The organism is Parasphingorhabdus flavimaris (assembly GCF_013371215.1).
Classification (GTDB): domain Bacteria; phylum Pseudomonadota; class Alphaproteobacteria; order Sphingomonadales; family Sphingomonadaceae; genus Parasphingorhabdus; species Parasphingorhabdus flavimaris.
The window spans coordinates 281,294-296,229 of record NZ_JABWMH010000001.1 but is presented as its reverse complement, the minus strand read 5'-3'; the positions used below and the strand labels follow the sequence as shown (position 1 = coordinate 296,229).

Below are 14,936 nucleotides of genomic sequence, written 5' to 3'. Positions count from 1 at the left end.
CCTGCCCCCAATACGCAACTCGGGGGAATCATGGTCCCTGCGTGGATTCACTCAGGGAGCTAATTTGATGAACTATTGCCGCAGATTTATCAGCAGTTGCCGTCAATCGCGCGACCAGCCAAGGCGCCGACGGCACCACCAATGATCGTCCCTTCGGTCTTGCTGCCGCGCCCGGCAACTTCATTACCGAGCAGACCGCCGGCTATTGCACCGATAATCGTTCCGCCGGTTCCGCGATCACAACCGCGATAACGCCTGTTGCTTGAATAGCGGTTATCGCGATAGCGACGCTGGTCGCGATAATCACGGCGATCACGGTAACGGTCGCCACGATAGGTATCACCGCGCCGATAGACACGGCGTCCGTCATTGCGGGCCTGCTCGTAATAACCGCCGTTTGAATAGCCGCCACGCGCTTCGGCGGGGGTTGCAAAGGCCATTGTTGCAATGGCTGCGGTCGAAATTGCCAAACTTCCCAAAATCCTGTTGATCATATTCTCTACTCCAAAACGGGTTTTCCCAAACCCGATATAATTGCTGCCCAACAATTGGAGTTCTAGCGGAGTCGCATTGACCGGAGGCTGAATGGTGCTTTTATCTCAGGTTCATATTAACGCGTATTTTTATGAACAACAGCAGTCGGCTTAGCGGAGCAGATCATCCCGCTGCTTGGCTACATCCTTCATTCCCGCCCATGGATCGGCCCGCTCCTTATCCGCTTCGACCGCCGCAGTATCGGTTACCTGCCCCACCTCGGTCGGTGGATCGGCTGCGACGCAATAGGCAGTGACCAGCACCATGGCAGACCACCACAAGGCATTGCCACTGCTGGCGAAGACACGAGAGAGGCGCGGTCCGAACATGAGCTTGCCGATAGCAGGTCAACGTTAACAGAAAGTCGCGTTCGCCATCCATCTCGCAAACCAAATATTGGTATAAATCACCACTATTCAGTTTCTGTTCATATTCGCGAACAGGGCAAATCCAGCTAACTAGCTGTTATACCAGCATTTATTCAAACTGGCACGGCCCGTGCAATGCTAGAGGCATCTTCGCAGAACAATTTGTGAAGCACCAAATCAAACCAAGAAGGAACTTCAAAATGACCAACAACAACATCCAGAACCAAGTCGCCGCCGCTTTCGCCGCTCTTTTCACCGCCGCCATTTTCGTCAGCGCCAGCGTTGGCCCTGCCGTCAACAATGCCGCCGCCCTGATCGCCTGACCCCGGAAAAAAGGAACCCAGACCATGTTGTCCCCCAAATTTCAGAACCGCCTCGCATCCGCCTTCGCCGCATTTTGCACGGCCGCCGTTTTTCTCGCGGCCTCGATCGGCCCCGCCGTCAACAACAGCGCATCTCTGGTGATCTGATCACCGGAGCTGCCGCTAGCGGCAGGCGCGCAGGAAACTGACCAGCGCGTCGCCCGATCCTTTCAGATGGACGGAGAATTTATTGCCGTTCAAATTGACAAAGGCGCGATTGCCGCGCGCCAGCGCCGGAAACAGAGAATGATTATTGGGCAGATAGAATTGCGGCATCGTCAGATCCTCCCCTTCGATCTGCGCCGGCAGCATCCGGGCCAGGATGCCGATCGATGCACCGTCATCAACCCTGATCGTAAATCCGAACTGGTCGTCCGGCACCATTTCCCGCGGTGTGGCGATGATCATATGTCCTATCCGCACCGAACCATTTTCGAGTTTTTCGCAGCGCATCGTCCACAGCCGGTTGTCGGTTTCGGGGACCATGAAGGATAGCAGCGCCGATCGGCCGTCGCTGTCATTGTGCCATACCATGCCGAAAGCCTGTCCGGCATCCGGATAATCCTCGCGCGACGGGATCGTCGGCTTGGCCGTTTCCCCAACAATAGACCCGGATTGGGTGGCACTGCCAGGCGATGCCCCCAAAGCGAGAATGACGAGTGCGGCGGACAATGTGTATTTTTTCAACATGATAAATGCCCTAACAACATCATTGGCCGACGGGTAGCCGGAGAAAGACTCATATTGGTTCTAATCTGCACATGCTGCCATCGCATCGCGATGCCACTCGATCCGCCCGTCAAACTCGCACCCTGCTTTAGCTTCCCTTAACATCTCCCCGCTATTTTCCGGTCGGTGAAACACCGCAAAACAGCGCCGCTTGCAAGCCGCCACCAAAGCACATCAATCCGCTGGTCGACGTTCATCGCGATCACCGCAGTCCTTTGTGCAGCGCTGTTTCTCGCGATCTTTCTCGGCGGCGGTCCGGCTACCACCGGTTCCGCAGCGGTCAGCATCGATCCCCATCGCGCCAGTTTCGGCATCTGCTTTGGCGCAGAGCGCACCACCTGCGTAGTCGACGGCGACACCATCTGGTTCGAGGGCCGCAAGATCCGCATCGCCGATATCAATACGCCGGAAATCTCCAGCCCCGGCTGCGCCTCGGAGCGGCTGCTTGGCGAGCAAGCCAAGATGCGGATGCAGGTCTTACTCAACCAGGGCGCCTTTTCCCTGCAATCCATCGACCGCGACCAGGATCAATATGGCCGCGACCTGCGTATCATCACCCGGGATGGCGAGAGCCTGGGCGAGACGCTGGTCGCCGAGGGGCTGGCCGAACGCTGGCAGGGCTATCGCCGCGACTGGTGCTAGGCCGCCTTATCCGCCCTGCGTGACAGCAGCCAGGCCAGCGCGAACAGCAGCATGAACAGTCCGTCGACCATCGCGCCGAAAAATACGGGACCGGTCTCCACGCGCCCCTGCACATAGAGGATCGTCACCGGCAGAAAGAAGGACAGTTTCTCGAGTATCGAGATCGGGATCAGCGCGCGATAGCGGGCCGGGTCGACGGCGATCATGATGAAGATCAGCTGGAAGACCAGGGCGATCCCGATAAAGCCGTAATAATATTCCGGTCGCGGACCTGCTTCGCCGAACAGCCCGGGGAGCAGGGCAAAAAGGCCCCATGCGGCCGCGAGCGCGAAAATAATTCGGATGGATTTCATAAAAAGCCCCTGACAAACTTTACACACTTTACAGTGTTAAAGGAAAAAACCGCAGCTCCTCCCGCATACGCGATTTTCCGCGCCTTTACGGGCGAAAGATGCAGTGGTCGAGCAGCACAGGTCATGAGCATATCGTTATCACAAGGCGATCCTGTAGGACAGCGTGCGATCCGAGGGGTCGCAAGAAAATATGGCAAATGCAGCGCGACATGATAGTCGGTGCGGATGAAACAATATCGTGAATATATCGGCTGGGGCGCGATTGTCGTCGCGGCACTGACCTTCATCCCGCTGCCCCTGCCCACCCTGCCGCCAATGCGGTCGTCGTCGATGTTCCTGCTGTTGCCCGCCATCGGTCCGATCTTGATGATGGCCTCTCCGATGCTGCTGTTTGCCGCCGGGATCGGTCTGGTCAAGGGCCGGGACGGCGGACGGAAGCTGTTCGTGGTCTGGGCCGCAATCGCCGGCCTGGCCGCGTTGGCCGCGCTGCAATATGATCCGGTCGAACCTGCGATTGATCTCGCGGTGATTGGCGCTTGCCTTGCCGTCGTGCTGTGGGGCGACTGGAGAAGGCTGTTGCCGCGGTGAAGGCGGTGGTGAAAATCTCGTCATCCTGAACTCGTTTCAGGATCCCTCGCGGTTCGCGCGCTGCCGGACGAGGTCCTGAAACGAGTTCAGGATGACGATGAGGAGAGGCAGCTTTGACGAAAGCGGCATTTTACTCGCGCTGACCTTGGCTCCGCCGGATCATAGCAGCATAGACAATCGTCATGCCTTTCCAGACGTGCACCTATATCATGACCAACAAGCCCCGAGGGTTACCCTATATCGGAGTCACATCCGATCTGTTGAAACGCATCTACCAACATCGCGAAGGCATCGCGGACGGATTTACCAAACGCTATAATTTAAACAAGCTGGTGCTGTTTGAACAATTTGGAACGATGGAACGCGCCATCCTCCGGGAGAAGCAGTTGAAGCGCTGGCATCGACAGTGGAAGCTTAACCTGATTGAGGCAACCAATCCGCGGTGGCGCGATCTGGCGGAGGATTTGGGGTTTGAGCCATTGCGGTGAGCGGGCAAAGCGCGGCTATCCCTCGTCATCCTGAACCCAACCTTGGTCATCCTGAACTTGTTTCAGGACCTCTCGCGGATTGCGCTCTGTGGGACGAGGTCCTGAAACAAGTTCAGGATGACGATTAATTCTTCAAGGTGATGATGAAGGGGGCGGCCAACCCCTCCCCCTTAATCTACCGGCATTTCATTCCGCTGCGATCAACCTCGCGGCCCAGCAGCGCGCCGCCGGCTGCGCCCAGCAGGGTCCCGACGGTGCGATCGCCGCGGCTGTCGATTTCACGGCCGACCAGCGCGCCGACGGCACCGCCGATGATCAGGCCGGTGGTGCCATTGTCGCGCTTGCAGTGATAGCGCCCGTCGTCACCGCGCCAGATGCGCTCGTCGCGGCTCACGCGGCGGGGTTCGTAATAGCGGCCACGGTCGTCGTAGCGGCTCTTGTGCTTCTTGTTCTTGTATTTTCCATAGGCCTTTGCATGGGCCGGCGGATCGGCCAGCACGGCGCCGGCAGGCAGGACCAGAGAAGCGGCGGCGATGGACATGAGGATATTGCGCATGATGAAACTCCCGTTGAGATATTTTCTGATAACGTAACCGGGCTTTACAAGTTGCAATATGAATGATGGTTGACGCGCCCCGCCGGCATCGGCCGACGGTCGCGCCGGAACCACGGTCTAGCCCATCTTGCTGTCGGCGCTCCAGATACCGGCACCGCGCGCGGCGATGAACAGGAAGATGAAGCAGTAGAGCGCGGACAGCTCGCCGCCGTTGGCGATCGGGAACAGGCCGGCGGAGCCATGCGCCATCCAGTAGGCCGCGGCGCTCATGCCGCTGGCGATGAAGGCGGCGGGACGGGTGAACAGGCCCAGCACTATCAGCGCGCCGCCGATCAGCTCGATCGCACCGGCAGCGTATAGCAACGGGTTCAGGGGATATTCGAAGGCGACCGGGAAATTGAAATATTTCTGCACGCCATGGGCCATGAACAACAGCCCCGCGACGATCCGCAGCAGCGCATATGTATGTTCGGTATAGCCATCCAGAAATTTCATGTTCATTCTCACTCGTTGATGTGGTGGGCAAGGATTAGGCCGGGCGCGCATTAGCGTCAATCCGCCTCACGGGGCGGATCGGGCAACAGACTGTTTCCGTTTCTGACATGGCAGCGGCGCGTTCCGGACCGGCGGGCACGGAACAATTGCGCCGGTCCGGCGTTGGTCAGGCAACAGAAAGAGGAACATCATGACCGAAGAACGCAGCATCAACCAGTCCCAGCGCGACGACGCGCAAGCCCAGAAAGTGGCCGAGCAGGCGCAGCAGCAGACCAGGGCCAAGCGCGAGGATGTCTCGGCCAGCCGCCGCGACGACAGCACCGACCCGGCGCAGATCATCCCCGACGGCACCCAGGACACGGTCGACCATATGAAACAGATGGCCGAAAGCGGCCGCATCGAAAGCGGCGCCTTTGCCGGCGAGCGCAATGATGACGACGAGGAAAGCGACCTCGGCATATTGGACAAGGCCGAAGATGATGCGCCGCTGAGCGAGAAGGGTGGCGCGGATTATGGTAATAGCGGGTGAAGGCGGGCTTTCCATTTTCCTCTCCCACAGGGAGAGGCAAGTAAAGCTTGTCAGCTTGCTGACTAGCGCAACTCGGTGAGGGGTTGTGATGCTCTGAAGGGCTAAAACCCCTCACCGACTGCGACTAGCCCCGGATTGCATCCGGGGAAGTCTCCGTTGCCTCTCCCTATGGGAGAGGAGCCAGAGCCCAAAGTTTGTCAAAGTTTGGGCCAAGGACGCGTTTTTTGCGCGATGTTGGATGGATTGTTGCAAATGTAGGAAATATTGTTGTTTACTATTTTCTAACCGAAAATCGCTTAGCTATCAGCATGACAAGCGCGGCGACAAAATCGCAATATTATCCGGGACAGTCGTGGTTCTTCCAGCGGAGGGCCAAGAAGTCCAAACTCGCCGCCGTGCGACAGCGCGACGGGGATGACTGCTGGTATTGCGGCAATGTCATGCGCTTTGGCGGCATTCCGAATACACGCAAATATGCGACGCTTGAACATTTGCAGCCGCTATCCAAAGGCGGCACATCTGCAATGGAAAATCTCGCGCTCTGCCACAAGAGTTGCAACGGCCATCTCAAAGATTTTGAACGGGCGCATAAGGAGAAGATGCAGGCCGGTATGCGGGCACGCATTTAGTGTACTGCCACCGTAATTCCGGTGGTTAGTCTTCAGACATTAAGAACGCAAAAATAGCCTCTTCTGCATACCGTCTTTGAAATTTCATATACGATGAAACTGAGAAACCATAAACCACAAATAGAGCAAGAATGGAAGCAAATCGCTCATACCCGAACACAAGATCACTTGCCAATACATTGATATGATAGTGACCGCTCAAACTAAAGTGCAATAGGTAGTAGATCTCCATCCAAATGCACGATAAGAATATGATCGATAATGAACGAAATATTCCAGAAATTACTAAGTAATTGTACATCCTACTTACTGCAATCGGATAACGATTCATTACATAGTGCTCGATTTCTTTGTACCAAGGGCCATTAAGAGTTACAGTACAAATGCCCTTTTCCACAGCTTTTCGCCGAAGCCGGCTGATTGAAAAATATGATATTCGGGATTTATAATATGAAAAGCCACCCACCCAAATTATCAATAAATACAGAGGGATAACGGGTAGAAGGATAATGAACCGGCAGATCGCAAGTTTTTTATTCGGCTTTCGGAAACCTTCTTTTGATTTTTTGAAAATAAAGGCAGTAACCAGCTCGAGATGATCTCGTTCCTGCGCCATTGTTGAAATCAAAATGGCACTACTTGCTTTACCAAAAAAGCTCTCAATTGACTTCTCTGTCAACAGACTTGAAGCAAACGCAATCATATGGCCTAGAAGATACACAGCGAAAAGGAGCGACAGAGTCGACACTGCCTGGTTAGCGAAACTAGTGCCAATTTCGAATTCGAATTTTGGGAAGCGAAATCCAGAAGGCTCAACGACATAGTGATTGATGAGCGGCAATGAAAAAAGGCCGCATCCAAAATATACCACTACGTCATAGTTTGCAAAAGGTGGCTTTATAAGGTCTTTGATGTCTGCCACAGCTTATCAATCAAATGACTTTGGATTGAAACTAACTGTTATCAATTATAGATAAATTTTTGATCGATTTTAGACAATCAATGTAATTGCTTAAAATCCAATTCTTGCTCTTCCCACTTATCAGAGGCACTCCGTCCTTCATATTTACAGCGGCGTCAGGTTCGTTATCAGCAATCGAAGCTAACAAATACAAGGCTACCATTTCCCGACTGACTTCGCTCGCTTTGAGACTGTTCACTGAAATATCGCTCACATCAAATGTCCTTTGTTCAAATCGGCACCCTACTCCGCAGCAACCCCCGCATCTTCAAACATATCCGGCCCGTCATCCACCGGCGCATCCTCGTTCGCGACCTTGCCCTTGCGCTGGTCGAAGCTTGACCAGACGTCGTTCCATTCGCCCTTGGTCGCGCCTTTGGAATATTCGGTGGCGCGGGCTTCGAAGAAATTGGCGTGTTCGACGCCGTTGAGCAGTGGCGCGAGCCAGGGCAGCGGGTGGTCTTCGATCATGTAGATCGGCTGGAAACCGAGCTGGCCGAGGCGCCAGTCGGCGATATAGCGGATGTAGCGCTTGATTTCCTTGGCGGTCATGCCGGTCACCGGGCCGTCGCTGAACGCGAGGTCGATGAACGCGTCCTCCAGCCGCACCGTCTTCTGGCAGCAGTCGATGATATCGTCGCGGACCGACTTGGTCAGGCAGTCGCGTTCCTCGACGAAAGTGTGGAACATCTTGATGATGCCCTCGCAGTGCAGGCTTTCGTCGCGGACCGACCATGACACGATCTGGCCCATGCCCTTCATCTTGTTGAAGCGCGGGAAGTTCATCAGCATGGCGAAGCTGGCGAACAGCTGCAGCCCTTCGGTGAAGCCGCCGAACATCGCCAGCGTCTTGGCGATATCCTCGTCATTCTCGACGCCGAACGTGCCCATATAATCGTGCTTGTCCTTCATCGCTTCATATTCGAGGAACATCGAATATTCGCTTTCCGGCATGCCGATCGTGTCGAGCAGGTGCGAGTAGGCGGCGATATGGACGGTTTCCATGTTGCTGAACGCGGTCAGCATCATCTTGATTTCGGTCGGCTTGAACACCCGGCCATATTTGTCGTGATAGCAATCCTGCACCTCGACATCGGCCTGGGTGAAGAAGCGGAAAATCTGGGTCAGCAGATTGCGTTCGTGATCGGTCAGCTTCTGCGCCCAGTCGCGGCAATCCTCGCCCAATGGCACTTCTTCCGGCATCCAGTGGATCTGCTGCTGGCGCTTCCAGAAGTCATAGGCCCAGGGATATTCGAAGGGCTTGTAGGTTTTGCGTGCTTCCAGAAGTGACATGTTAACTCGTTCTCCGCTTTTTACTCATCCATCCTGTCCCCGTTAGGGAGAGGAATTGCTCCTTTGCTTTTCGAATAAAACGGCCCCCTCCCAAAAGGAGCAAAGGGAGGGGGCAGTGGGCAAACTGCCTAGGCCGCGCCGCTTACTGGCAGGCGAGGCATTCGTCATAATCCGTCGAACCGGCGGTGGTCATCAGTTCGACCGTCTTCGGGTCGAGCGTGTTGTCCGCCTCGACGCCGCCGGCGCCTGCCGGTTCGCTCATCATCGTCTCGCCACCGGCAAAGCCGGCGCGCTGGATCGATTTCGAGCGCAGGTAATAGAGCGACTTGATACCCAGTTCCCAGGCGCGGAAGTGGAGCATCAAGAGGTCCCACTTGTCGACATCGGCCGGGATGAACAGGTTGAGCGACTGCGCCTGGTCGATGAACGGGGTGCGGTCGGCGGCGAGTTCGAGCAGCCAGCGCTGGTCGATCTCGAAGCTGGTCTTGTAGGCGTCCTTTTCCTCGGCGCTGAGGAAGTCGAGATGCTGGACGCTGCCGCCCTTCTCGAGGATCGAGTTCCAGACATTGTTGCTGTCCTTGCTCTTTTCCTGCAGCAGTTTCAGCAGGTGCGGGTTCTTGACCACGAAGCTGCCCGAGAGCGTCTTGTGGGTGTAGATGTTCGCCGGGATCGGTTCGATACAGGCCGAGGCACCGCCGCAGATGATGCTGATCGACGCGGTCGGCGCGATCGCCATCTTGCAGGAGAAGCGCTCCATCACGCCCTGGTCGGCCGCATCGGGACATGGACCGCGTTCCTTCGCAAGCATCATGCTGGCCTCGGACGCTTTCGCCGAAACATGCTTGAAGATCTTGAAGTTCCACGATTTCGCCAGCGCGCTTTCGAAGCCGAGGCCGCGGGCCTGGAGGAAGCTGTGATAGCCCATCACGCCGAGACCGACGCTGCGTTCGCGCATCGCGCTATATTTCGCCCGCGCCATTTCCTCCGGCGCGCGGTCGATATAGTCCTGCAGGACATTGTCGAGGAAGCGCATGACGTCCTCGATAAAGCCCTTGTCGACCGACCACTCATCCCATTTTTCGAGATTAAGCGAGGACAGGCAACACACTGCGGTCCTGTCCTCGCCAAGGTGATCGCGACCCGTGGGCAGTGTGATCTCTGAACAAAGATTGGAGGTTGAAACCTTGAGACCCAGATCGCGGTGATGCTTGGGCATCATCCGGTTCACCGTGTCGCTGAAGATGATATAGGGCTCGCCGGTGGCCAGCCGTGTCTCGACCAGCTTCTGGAACAGGCTGCGCGCGTCAACAGTGCCGCGGACCGAACCGTCTTTCGGCGATTTCAGTTCGAACTCGGCACCGTCGCGGACCGCTTCCATGAACTCGTCGGTCAGCAGGACGCCGTGATGCAGGTTCAGGGCTTTCCGGTTAAAGTCGCCCGAAGGCTTTCTGATTTCTAGAAATTCTTCAATCTCCGGATGGTTGACGTCGAGATAGCAGGCGGCCGAACCACGACGCAGCGAACCCTGTGAAATGGCCAGGGTCAGGCTGTCCATCACGCGGACAAAGGGAATGATGCCCGATGTCTTGCCGTTGAGGCCAACCGGCTCGCCGATACCGCGAACGCTGCCCCAATAGGTGCCGATGCCGCCGCCGCGCGAAGCGAGCCAGACATTTTCGTTCCAGGTATTGACGATGCCGCCGAGGCTGTCGTCGACGCTGTTGAGATAGCAGCTGATCGGCAGGCCGCGACCGGTGCCGCCGTTGGACAATACGGGTGTCGCCGGCATGAACCAGAGCTTGGAAATCGCGTCATAGAGCCGCTGGGCATGCTCCTGATCGTCGGCATAGGCGTCGGCGACGCGGGCGAACAGATCCTGATAGGATTCGCCGGGCAGCAGATAGCGGTCGTTGAGCGTTTCCTTGCCGAAATCGGTCAACAGATCGTCGCGGCTTGAATCCAGCGTGATCTTGAAACGGCGCTTCTCGACGCTGTGGCTGTCGCGCTCCGCTTTCAGCTCCTTCTCGTCATTGGCCTTGGCCGAGGCAGCTTCGGCAGCCGCCTTCTTGCTGACTTCCGGTTCGCTGATCGGTTTTGTGTTTTCGGTTTTGCTTTTTGGCGTATCCAATACTTCCGCGCCCATTTCACTCTCACTCACATCTGTTCCGGACTCGTTTTCACTGTCACGGTTGTCTCTAAAATCCATCAAAGCCCCCTAAATCACACTACTAATCCAACGATCACAGCGGCCTACGGGCCGTTCGATCACCGGGATTTTTTTCGGGCGTTTGTTCCTGTCTTGTTCGACTCGGGCCGAAGCTCTAATCCTAACAGTTATATCACCCGGGTGGGCATTTATTTTCGTGCCCGAAACCCCTTAAATATGGTTGCATTTGGCACAAAGGGAGCTGTCCACCGAGTCGGTGTTGCTGACGACTAACACTATAAGTTGGTGTGCCCCCTCGGCCTAACCACAACCTATAGTGGCTGAATCGAGATTTTATGCAAGAGGGTAAATGACATTTTAACGACTCCGTTCGTCGTATAAATGAATCGCTTCGTCGAACGCCGATTCATGCTGCAGTGCAGCGACGCATGGACTTTCTAAGCGCGGAGCGAAGTGCAAGAGTCGATCGCAAAATTTACAAAAATAACTATCCACTGATTATACACAGGGGGGTCGCGATCAATTTTCTCCACCAGATATGGTGGTATCATTATCCGTAATATAAATTAGACAAGCTGTCTCGGCATCCCTCACAGATCAGATCGGCAATTATCATGGACCTGAAACTCGAAAACAAAACGGTGTTGGTTACAGCGGGTAGCAAAGGCATCGGTCTTGCCACCGCACTCGGTTTTCACAAGGAAGGCGCGCGGGTTGCGATTTGCGGACGTACCCGGGAGAATCTCGATACCGCCGCGGCGCTCATGCCCGGTTGCCACATTATCGCCGGTGATGTGTCGAACGCCGAGGACATTGAGCGGATTGTCGCTTCGGCCACGGAGACGTTGGGCGGCATCGACATATTGGTCAACAATGCCGGCGGCCCCCCGCCCGGCCTGTTTGTTGATCTAGACGATTCGGAATGGGCGAAAGCGGTGGAACTCACCTTGATGTCCGTCGTCCGGGCGACCCGCCTGGTCCTGCCGCATATGCAGGCGCAAAAATGGGGACGGATCGTCAATATATCCTCGTCCGGTGTGAAGCAGCCCGTGCCCGGCCTTACCCTCTCCAACAGCATCCGCATGGCGGTGCTTGGCTGGGCCAAGACGCTGGCCAATCAAGTCGGTCCGGACAATATTCTGGTCAATACCGTCTGCCCCGGCTCCACCAATACCGATCGCATTACGCAGATACTGGAGACCCGATCGGCGGCTTCCGGGAAATCTGTCGATGAACTCGCGCAAGCCATGGCTGCACAGATCCCGCTTCGACGGATTGGCGAGCCGGAGGAGGTTGCCAATCTTGCGGTGTTCCTCGGCTCCGAAGCAGCGAGCTATATCACAGGCACCGCCATTCAGGTGGACGGCGGCTCGGTTCAGAGTCTGAGCTAGATCTATTGCCCTTCGATTGCCTGCCGCCAGCGGCGATCTTCCGAGACCGCTATCGCTGCTCGCGATCGACAAGAAGCTCGGTGGCCGGCTTGCGGCGGAGGGCGACGATGAGCACGCCGCCGATCGCCAGCGCCGCGCCGATGCCCATGCGCAGGTCGAAATCGTCATTGGTAATCCACACCCCGAGAGCGATGGTTGCCAGCGGCGTGATCAGGGTAAGCGGCGCGAGAAGATTCGCCTCGTAATTGTTGATCAGATGATAATAAGCGGAATGCGCACCGACCGACACGATCAGCGCGGTGAACAGCACCGCGGCTGCGAGCGGCCATCCGGCTGCGGTGGCAGCGGGCCATTGTCCCTGCTCGAACAGGAGCGAGCATAATGTCAGGGAAATGACCGACACCAGACCGACCCAGGCCTGGAAGCGCAACGGCGTGACATCGGTCACCCGCTTCATCAGCACGGCACCGGCCGAACCTGCGAAGGCAGCGGCGGCGACAAACCACAGGCCGGCCGAAAGCGTGATGCCGGCCGGGCGCCAGATCACGATCAACACGCCGACCAGGGTCAGCCCGATCCCGATTCCGCGGCGCCAGTGGACCCGCTCGCCCAGCATCACCATCGAGAGCAGGATCGTGAACGGAACCCCCAGTTGCAATATGATCGCCGCCGCCGACGGCGAGGTTGTCTGCAGGCCGACGAACAGCAAGGCAAAATTCCCGCCGCCCATCAGCAGCCCGATCAATATGATCCGCCAGGCCGGGCGCGGCATCGGCAGAAGCCACGGGAACATCACCAGCGCCACCACCGCGAAACGGAGCGCTGCATAGAAGATAGGCGGAACCGCCCAGTCATCGACGATGATCTTGCTCAGAACATTGTTGGAGGCCCAGATCAGGCAGATTAATACGAGAAGCAGGAAGTCGCGCACGCGCATAATGGGTTCCTTGGACGAGTGATCGATTCTTCCTGGGTCCCGGTCCGTAACGCTTCATGCGGTTGGTCGCAATCGCGGCATCGATGAAACGGTCGATTATATTATGTGCCGACGAGCGCGGGCGGACGATATTTCGGGAACGGCGGATCGCGCCATCGAACCGGTACAACCTGCGCTAGCCGCCTGGCGCTGCGTCACAAAAACTTGCCCGGCCCGGCCATTTCGGTCAATAGACGGTCCGATCAACCATCGTCAGTTTTCCGGAGCCACTATGACCACCACCATCAAGACCGCCGACCTCGTCGAAAGCGTCGCCGATGCGCTGCAATTTATTTCCTATTATCACCCGATGGATTATATCCGGGCGCTCGGCAAAGCCTATGACGCCGAAAAATCGCCGGCGGCGAAAGATGCCATTGCGCAGATCCTGACCAATTCGAAAATGTGCGCCGAGGGCCACCGGCCGATCTGCCAGGATACGGGCATCGTCAATGTCTTCGTCAAATGGGGCATGGATTGCCGGCTCGATGACACGTCGCAATCGATGCAGGAAATTGTCGATGAAGGCGTGCGCCGGGCCTATCTCCACCCGGAGAACAAGCTGCGCGCCTCGATCCTCGCCGACCCCGCCTTCACCCGGCGCAATACCAAGGACAATACCCCTTCTGTACTGCATGTCGAAATGGTGCCCGGCGACAAGGTCTCTGTCGATGTCGCGGCCAAGGGTGGCGGATCGGAGAACAAGTCCAAGTTCAAGATGATGAACCCGAGCGACAATATCGTCGACTGGGTGCTGGAAATGATCCCGCAAATGGGCGCCGGCTGGTGTCCTCCTGGCATGCTCGGCATCGGTATCGGCGGCACCGCCGAACGCGCCGTACTGCTCGCCAAGCAAAGCCTGATGGATCCGATCGACATGGGCCAGCTCAAGGAGCGCGGCCCCCGCAACGATATCGAGGAAATGCGGATCGAGATTTTCGACAAGGTCAACGCGCTGGGCATTGGCGCACAGGGCCTGGGCGGGCTCTCCACCATTCTCGACGTGAAAATCAACGACTGGCCCTGCCACGCCGCTGGCAAGCCGGTCGCGATGATCCCGAATTGCGCGGCTACGCGCCACGCGCATTTCACTCTCGACGGCAGCGGCCCGGCCTATCTCGAAGCGCCGAAGCTCGACGAATGGCCGGACGTCAACTGGACCCCGTCGTCGGAAGCGAAACGCGTGCACCTCGACCAGCTCGATGCGGCCGAAGTGGCGACGTGGAAACATGGCGACCGGCTGCTGCTCAACGGCAAGATGTTGACCGGCCGCGACGCCGCGCACAAGAAGATCAAGGATATGCTGGAAGCCGGCGAGCAACTGCCGGTCGAGTTCAAGGGACGGGTTATCTATTATGTCGGTCCGGTCGATCCGGTCGGCGAGGAAGTGGTTGGCCCGGCCGGTCCGACTACCGCGACGAGGATGGACAAGTTCACCGACATGATGCTGGAACAGGGCCTGCTGGCGATGGTCGGCAAGGCCGAACGCGGGCTGGATACCGTCGGTTCGATCAAGAAGCACAAGAGCGCCTATCTGATGGCGGTCGGCGGCAGCGCCTATCTGGTGTCGCGCGCGATCAAGGGATCGAAGGTCGTCGGGTTTGAAGAGCTCGGCATGGAAGCGATCTACGAGTTCGAGGTGCAGGACATGCCGGTGACGGTGGCGGTCGATGCCGAAGGACAGAGCGTGCACCATCTCGCGCCGCTGGTTTGGCAGGAGAAGATCAAGCGGGAGGGACTGCTGGAAAAAGCCTGACATCGCCGGCGATGGGGCAAGGCGTGGAGCCATCCGGGATATCCGGATTATATCTGTTCAAAAAAACGTCACCCTGAATATGTGCAGGGCTTCAAAATCGAGTTGTTCGAGACGCGACC

General features: G+C 57.1%; 20 protein-coding genes. 9 read left to right on the top strand and 11 right to left on the bottom strand.

Going from position 1 to position 14,936, the window contains the following annotated elements:
* Positions 1 to 89: 89 nt before the first annotated feature.
* Together HUO14_RS01460 and HUO14_RS01455 are read right to left on the bottom strand one after the other, a co-directional pair.
* On the bottom strand, positions 90 to 494 hold the full coding sequence (locus tag HUO14_RS01460; RefSeq protein ID WP_176278108.1) for a glycine zipper 2TM domain-containing protein: 405 nt from the start codon (positions 492 to 494) through the stop codon (positions 90 to 92).
* 150 nt (positions 495 to 644) lie between these two features.
* Positions 645 to 863 carry a hypothetical protein gene (locus HUO14_RS01455; protein ID WP_176278107.1) on the bottom strand — a complete coding sequence of 73 codons (219 nt, stop codon included), beginning with the start codon at positions 861 to 863 and terminating at the stop codon, positions 645 to 647.
* A gap of 239 nt (positions 864 to 1,102) precedes the next feature.
* Between HUO14_RS01455 and HUO14_RS16365 the strand changes: the two genes are divergently transcribed.
* Positions 1,103 to 1,225, top strand: coding sequence for a hypothetical protein (locus tag HUO14_RS16365; RefSeq protein ID WP_281365371.1), 123 nt, complete (start codon positions 1,103 to 1,105; stop codon positions 1,223 to 1,225).
* A 24-nt stretch (positions 1,226 to 1,249) separates the two neighbouring features.
* Entirely contained in the window at positions 1,250 to 1,372 is a 123-nt protein-coding gene (locus tag HUO14_RS16360; RefSeq protein ID WP_281365370.1) for a hypothetical protein, read from the top strand.
* Positions 1,373 to 1,387: 15 nt separating this feature from the next.
* Here HUO14_RS16360 and HUO14_RS01450 read toward each other — a convergent pair whose 3' ends face one another.
* A complete protein-coding gene (locus HUO14_RS01450; protein WP_176278106.1) occupies positions 1,388 to 1,954 on the bottom strand; it encodes a hypothetical protein in 567 nt (188 codons plus the stop codon).
* Positions 1,955 to 2,119: 165 nt separating this feature from the next.
* On the opposite strand from HUO14_RS01450, the gene HUO14_RS01445 reads away from it, so the two are divergent.
* On the top strand, positions 2,120 to 2,635 hold the full coding sequence (locus HUO14_RS01445; protein ID WP_425500466.1) for a thermonuclease family protein: 516 nt from the start codon (positions 2,120 to 2,122) through the stop codon (positions 2,633 to 2,635).
* Here HUO14_RS01445 and HUO14_RS01440 read toward each other — a convergent pair.
* On the bottom strand, positions 2,632 to 2,988 hold the full coding sequence (locus tag HUO14_RS01440; RefSeq protein WP_176278105.1) for a hypothetical protein: 357 nt from the start codon (positions 2,986 to 2,988) through the stop codon (positions 2,632 to 2,634). The genes HUO14_RS01445 and HUO14_RS01440 overlap by 4 nt on opposite strands.
* 225 nt (positions 2,989 to 3,213) lie before the next feature.
* Between HUO14_RS01440 and HUO14_RS01435 the strand changes: the two genes are divergently transcribed.
* Entirely contained in the window at positions 3,214 to 3,576 is a 363-nt protein-coding gene (locus tag HUO14_RS01435) for a hypothetical protein (RefSeq protein ID WP_176278104.1), read from the top strand.
* Positions 3,577 to 3,758: 182 nt separating this feature from the next.
* Positions 3,759 to 4,064, top strand: a complete 306-nt coding sequence (locus tag HUO14_RS01430; protein WP_176278103.1) for a GIY-YIG nuclease family protein — start codon at positions 3,759 to 3,761, stop codon at positions 4,062 to 4,064.
* 175 nt (positions 4,065 to 4,239) lie between these two features.
* On the opposite strand, the gene HUO14_RS01425 is transcribed toward HUO14_RS01430, so the two are convergent.
* Together HUO14_RS01425 and HUO14_RS01420 are read right to left on the bottom strand one after the other, a co-directional pair.
* Positions 4,240 to 4,734, bottom strand: coding sequence for a glycine zipper 2TM domain-containing protein (locus HUO14_RS01425; RefSeq protein WP_343046039.1), 495 nt, complete (start codon positions 4,732 to 4,734; stop codon positions 4,240 to 4,242).
* A 3-nt stretch (positions 4,735 to 4,737) separates the two neighbouring features.
* Positions 4,738 to 5,121 (bottom strand): DoxX family protein, encoded by a 384-nt coding sequence (locus HUO14_RS01420; RefSeq protein ID WP_343046038.1) that lies wholly within the window; start codon positions 5,119 to 5,121, stop codon positions 4,738 to 4,740.
* A 184-nt stretch (positions 5,122 to 5,305) separates the two neighbouring features.
* Here HUO14_RS01420 and HUO14_RS01415 point away from each other — a divergent pair, with 184 nt between their 5' ends.
* Together HUO14_RS01415 and HUO14_RS01410 are read left to right on the top strand one after the other, a co-directional pair.
* The gene (locus HUO14_RS01415; RefSeq protein WP_176278102.1) at positions 5,306 to 5,644 is read left to right on the top strand and encodes a hypothetical protein; all 339 of its coding nucleotides are present in this window, start codon (positions 5,306 to 5,308) and stop codon (positions 5,642 to 5,644) included.
* A 308-nt stretch (positions 5,645 to 5,952) separates the two neighbouring features.
* Positions 5,953 to 6,273 carry an HNH endonuclease gene (locus tag HUO14_RS01410; protein WP_176278101.1) on the top strand — a complete coding sequence of 107 codons (321 nt, stop codon included), beginning with the start codon at positions 5,953 to 5,955 and terminating at the stop codon, positions 6,271 to 6,273.
* 25 nt (positions 6,274 to 6,298) lie between these two features.
* Here HUO14_RS01410 and HUO14_RS01405 read toward each other — a convergent pair whose 3' ends face one another.
* From HUO14_RS01405 to HUO14_RS01390, 4 genes are all read right to left on the bottom strand, one after another.
* A complete protein-coding gene (locus tag HUO14_RS01405; protein ID WP_176278100.1) occupies positions 6,299 to 7,195 on the bottom strand; it encodes a hypothetical protein in 897 nt (298 codons plus the stop codon).
* A gap of 31 nt (positions 7,196 to 7,226) precedes the next feature.
* Entirely contained in the window at positions 7,227 to 7,448 is a 222-nt protein-coding gene (locus HUO14_RS01400) for a hypothetical protein (protein ID WP_176278099.1), read from the bottom strand.
* A gap of 29 nt (positions 7,449 to 7,477) precedes the next feature.
* Positions 7,478 to 8,527: a ribonucleotide-diphosphate reductase subunit beta gene (locus HUO14_RS01395; RefSeq protein ID WP_176278098.1), complete on the bottom strand. Its 1,050-nt coding sequence runs from the start codon at positions 8,525 to 8,527 to the stop codon at positions 7,478 to 7,480.
* 142 nt (positions 8,528 to 8,669) lie between these two features.
* Positions 8,670 to 10,733 carry a ribonucleoside-diphosphate reductase subunit alpha gene (locus tag HUO14_RS01390; protein WP_176278097.1) on the bottom strand — a complete coding sequence of 688 codons (2,064 nt, stop codon included), beginning with the start codon at positions 10,731 to 10,733 and terminating at the stop codon, positions 8,670 to 8,672.
* 575 nt (positions 10,734 to 11,308) lie between these two features.
* Between HUO14_RS01390 and HUO14_RS01385 the strand changes: the two genes are divergently transcribed.
* Entirely contained in the window at positions 11,309 to 12,085 is a 777-nt protein-coding gene (locus HUO14_RS01385; protein WP_176278096.1) for an SDR family oxidoreductase, read from the top strand.
* 49 nt (positions 12,086 to 12,134) lie between these two features.
* Here HUO14_RS01385 and HUO14_RS01380 read toward each other — a convergent pair whose 3' ends face one another.
* Positions 12,135 to 13,022, bottom strand: coding sequence for a DMT family transporter (locus HUO14_RS01380; protein ID WP_176278095.1), 888 nt, complete (start codon positions 13,020 to 13,022; stop codon positions 12,135 to 12,137).
* A gap of 271 nt (positions 13,023 to 13,293) precedes the next feature.
* On the opposite strand from HUO14_RS01380, the gene HUO14_RS01375 reads away from it, so the two are divergent.
* The gene (locus HUO14_RS01375) at positions 13,294 to 14,817 is read left to right on the top strand and encodes a fumarate hydratase (protein ID WP_176278094.1); all 1,524 of its coding nucleotides are present in this window, start codon (positions 13,294 to 13,296) and stop codon (positions 14,815 to 14,817) included.
* Positions 14,818 to 14,936 lie beyond the last annotated feature (119 nt).

Excerpts from the sequence above, each read along its gene's own strand:
- HUO14_RS01460 (WP_176278108.1), bottom strand. The coding sequence starts at position 494 with ATGATCAACAGGATTTTGGGAAGTTTGGCAATTTCGACCGCAGCCATT.
- HUO14_RS01455 (WP_176278107.1), bottom strand. The coding sequence starts at position 863 with ATGTTCGGACCGCGCCTCTCTCGTGTCTTCGCCAGCAGTGGCAATGCC.
- HUO14_RS16365 (WP_281365371.1), top strand. The coding sequence starts at position 1,103 with ATGACCAACAACAACATCCAGAACCAAGTCGCCGCCGCTTTCGCCGCT.
- HUO14_RS16360 (WP_281365370.1), top strand. The coding sequence starts at position 1,250 with ATGTTGTCCCCCAAATTTCAGAACCGCCTCGCATCCGCCTTCGCCGCA.
- HUO14_RS01450 (WP_176278106.1), bottom strand. The coding sequence starts at position 1,954 with ATGTTGAAAAAATACACATTGTCCGCCGCACTCGTCATTCTCGCTTTG.
- HUO14_RS01440 (WP_176278105.1), bottom strand. The coding sequence starts at position 2,988 with ATGAAATCCATCCGAATTATTTTCGCGCTCGCGGCCGCATGGGGCCTT.
- HUO14_RS01435 (WP_176278104.1), top strand. The coding sequence starts at position 3,214 with ATGAAACAATATCGTGAATATATCGGCTGGGGCGCGATTGTCGTCGCG.
- HUO14_RS01430 (WP_176278103.1), top strand. The coding sequence starts at position 3,759 with ATGCCTTTCCAGACGTGCACCTATATCATGACCAACAAGCCCCGAGGG.
- HUO14_RS01420 (WP_343046038.1), bottom strand. The coding sequence starts at position 5,121 with ATGAACATGAAATTTCTGGATGGCTATACCGAACATACATATGCGCTG.
- HUO14_RS01415 (WP_176278102.1), top strand. The coding sequence starts at position 5,306 with ATGACCGAAGAACGCAGCATCAACCAGTCCCAGCGCGACGACGCGCAA.
- HUO14_RS01410 (WP_176278101.1), top strand. The coding sequence starts at position 5,953 with ATGACAAGCGCGGCGACAAAATCGCAATATTATCCGGGACAGTCGTGG.
- HUO14_RS01395 (WP_176278098.1), bottom strand. The coding sequence starts at position 8,527 with ATGTCACTTCTGGAAGCACGCAAAACCTACAAGCCCTTCGAATATCCC.
- HUO14_RS01390 (WP_176278097.1), bottom strand. The coding sequence starts at position 10,733 with ATGGATTTTAGAGACAACCGTGACAGTGAAAACGAGTCCGGAACAGAT.
- HUO14_RS01385 (WP_176278096.1), top strand. The coding sequence starts at position 11,309 with ATGGACCTGAAACTCGAAAACAAAACGGTGTTGGTTACAGCGGGTAGC.
- HUO14_RS01380 (WP_176278095.1), bottom strand. The coding sequence starts at position 13,022 with ATGCGCGTGCGCGACTTCCTGCTTCTCGTATTAATCTGCCTGATCTGG.
- HUO14_RS01375 (WP_176278094.1), top strand. The coding sequence starts at position 13,294 with ATGACCACCACCATCAAGACCGCCGACCTCGTCGAAAGCGTCGCCGAT.